The sequence below is a fragment of the Atribacter sp. genome (assembly GCF_035418125.1).
Taxonomy (GTDB): domain Bacteria; phylum Atribacterota; class Atribacteria; order Atribacterales; family Atribacteraceae; genus Atribacter; species Atribacter allofermentans.
This window is the reverse complement of the sequence record NZ_DAOLQM010000288.1, coordinates 1-2,560: the sequence shown is the minus strand read 5'-3', so window position 1 is coordinate 2,560 and position 2,560 is coordinate 1. Positions and strand designations below refer to the sequence as shown.

At 36.9% G+C, this 2,560-nt stretch carries 2 protein-coding genes; one reads left to right on the top strand and one right to left on the bottom strand.

Features of this window, described 5'->3' with window-relative positions:
- Positions 1 to 405: 405 nt before the first annotated feature.
- On the bottom strand, positions 406 to 1,881 hold the full coding sequence (locus PLK24_RS10625) for a S1C family serine protease (protein WP_324478959.1): 1,476 nt from the start codon (positions 1,879 to 1,881) through the stop codon (positions 406 to 408).
- A 291-nt stretch (positions 1,882 to 2,172) separates the two neighbouring features.
- Here PLK24_RS10625 and PLK24_RS10620 point away from each other — a divergent pair, with 291 nt between their 5' ends.
- Positions 2,173 to 2,385, top strand: coding sequence for a hypothetical protein (locus tag PLK24_RS10620; RefSeq protein ID WP_324478958.1), 213 nt, complete (start codon positions 2,173 to 2,175; stop codon positions 2,383 to 2,385).
- Positions 2,386 to 2,560: the final 175 nt, after the last annotated feature.

Here is a 2,560-nt window from a genome sequence, read left to right as displayed (position 1 = left end):
TTTTTGAATCTACGAAAAATTACGGCTAAATAGTGACAGATGTGACACAGTCTGAATGACGGAGCGGGTGGATGAGATTGCCACGTCGCCTAAGACGCTCCTCGCAATCAGACTGTGTCACAATTATTAGTAAATTATTTACCCCCACCTATGCTAATATTTAACAGTAATATTGGGAAGAAATAACCAAAAACTGAAGATAAATGTGCTGTGTTCTCCACTTTTAAGTTATTCTTGGTGTACAAAAGGGATTGTGATACAGCCTGAATGACGGAGATTTAGAATGGGCATGATTTATCATGCCCATTCTAAAGAATGCAAAATGGTAGGGGCCTAATGCATTGTGCCCATTCTTTAAAAAAAAGCGCCTTGGTTTTTGAAAGTGCTTTTTTTATTGTTGGTTGTTTATTGTAAGTCCAGGGAACGATCTTCCCGAATCTTATAGGTGGCAAGGATTTGTGGATTGGCTTGTTTTACTTTTTCACGATTTAAGACAATCTGTTGATTAGAATTATTTTCCAAGATGATAAATGAATTGCTTTCATTGCTTTCAATAGCTTGAACCAGCTCTTTCATATTGAGAACTACCTTGCCATTTACTTTTTTTACAATCCATGGAGCATAGTTTTGATACCCGTCATTAACTGATGCTGGTAAAACTCGTAAAAGAATAATGACTTGTTCGCCTTCGACTGTAGGGATGTTATTGGCGAGCAATGCAACCAATTCTTTAGGAGCATTATTAAACCAGCTCGAACCCCATATATTAAATAAGTTAATGCTTAAAGGAGAAAACACCAAGCCACCATAAATGTAATAGGTCGGTAAGGTTTCATATTGCTCATAGGGGATTAACCAATTTTTTTCATAAGAGCTGCTAAGATTTACCGATAGGTTTTGAACTTTGCCGTTGCGCAAAATTTTGAGATTTAAATCATCGCCAATTTGATGTTTTTGAACAATATAAGCTAAATTGGTTCTTTCCTTTGCACGAAATTCTACTGTTCCATCGTTGGCAATTGGTGAGTCATCTATCGATAGGATAACATCCCCGGGTTGAATGATACCATCAGCAGATGAACCAGGAATAACTTGATTTACCAGAACCCCGGTTATATTTACTGGCATGGTATATTTTTCTCGAATATCGGGGTTTTCCATGTATTGCATATAAACTCCGAGGTTGGGGAAACCATCCAGTTGCTCATCAGAAAGGTCTTCAAAAAAATGTTTTATTATCGGCGCTGGAACCATATATCCAATGTTCTGTGAACTGGGAATCCCTTGCATGACTACACCGACAATTTTTCCGTCTACAATTACCGGTCCACCACTATTCCCTGGATTAATAGCTGCATCTATCTGGCCGGCTAGAAGTGTGATGGAACTATGCACATAAGGTTGGTGTTCAATACGCGATACAACTCCTTTGGTAATGCTCAGCGTATCGCCTCCCATGGGGAAACCATATACCAATACTTCTTGGTTGGTTGCTGGAAGGTCTCCAGTGGGCAGAGGGTCAATACCTTGGAAAAAACTGGGATCATCAACGGTTATCAAGGCAAGATCGCACTGATGAGATATCGCCAGCAGACGAGCAGGGTATCGTTGCGTATCGCCATACCTTCGAACTTGGATAAAGGTGAGATCACTTACAACATGAGCATTGGTGAGGATACGGTTCCCCTCAATGACTGCTCCTGAACCAGTGACCGAAGAGGGACCCATCATATTCCAGGGATTTAAGTAATCAGGAGGATCGGATACAGCATATACCTTAACAATGGCATCGGATATATCAGACGCTATCGCTGGTAAGGAAAAAAATAATAACATAAAGACAATTATAAAACCGAATGAAATCTGTTTTTTCCTAATCATCAATTTCCATCTCCTTGACAGTTGATTTGTATCCTGCTTTTTAGTTAAGAATATTCATATCATACCTGATATTGTTTATCATGACTATCAAAAAGAGTTCAAATAAAAAAGTCTTTCATTTAAAATATTACTAATAGATAAGAATTACTAAAAAATGGTCATTTTCTCTTAATTTAAAAATTAAAATACGATAAAATTGAAAGAGATTAAATATAACTATCTTCCTGTTTTTTTACATTTTTAAAAACTGCTAGAATAAGAATTAATTTTCAATAAATGAAGGAGGATGAAATGGCCGATCCAGCCGAAAGAATTGGGAGTATATTAGGAGAAATTGAACGGACCAAGGGGATGGTGAAGTCACCTGATAGGAGGTCTGCTTATTTGACCCCGCTTTATACTCAATTAGCTCGAGAAATTATTGATGAGGTAAAGAAGCAGGTAAAAGAAGATATCATGAAAGAGCTGCGGAATGAAATAAGAGGAACCTCATTCATTGAATAAATTTTTATTATTCTAAATTTTTGTCTAAATAATTTAATAATAAGAAATATTTATGGAATTTTACCATAATCCCTTATAAGAATTGGTAAGAATGCGATGCTTTTTCTGATAGCTATCAACTATTTGATTAGTGGATAGAGCCTCATACTACTTTCATGGCACGAGTAGAGGATGA

Excerpts from the sequence above, each read along its gene's own strand:
- PLK24_RS10625 (WP_324478959.1), bottom strand. The coding sequence starts at position 1,881 with ATGATTAGGAAAAAACAGATTTCATTCGGTTTTATAATTGTCTTTATG.
- PLK24_RS10620 (WP_324478958.1), top strand. The coding sequence starts at position 2,173 with ATGGCCGATCCAGCCGAAAGAATTGGGAGTATATTAGGAGAAATTGAA.